The 228-nt window shown below is 68.4% G+C and carries 1 protein-coding gene; it reads left to right on the top strand.

Going from position 1 to position 228, the window contains the following annotated elements; genetic code table 11:
• A partial coding sequence (locus tag ACPYOG_RS21265) for a 3-deoxy-7-phosphoheptulonate synthase (RefSeq protein ID WP_481296012.1) occupies window positions 1-115 on the top strand: 115 nt, incomplete at its 5' end.
• Between the last annotated feature and the right edge of the window lie 113 nt (window positions 116-228).

Below are 228 nucleotides of genomic sequence, written 5' to 3' on the forward strand. Positions count from 1 at the left end.
CATCGACGAGGCCACCCTGGCGACGCGGTACGAGTCGTTGTGCGACCCGCGGCTCAACCACATGCAGTCGCTCGAGCTGGCCTTCCTGGTCGCCGAGGAGCTGTCGCAGGGCTGACCGCCGCCTCACCGCCGCGTCTCACCGCCGCAAACGGAGGAGGGTCTGTCTCTTATACACATCTCAGAGCCCACGAGACACTCGCTAATCTGGGGGGGGGGGGGGGGGGGGGG

The sequence above is a fragment of the Leifsonia sp. HAY1-4F genome, assembly GCF_056755275.1.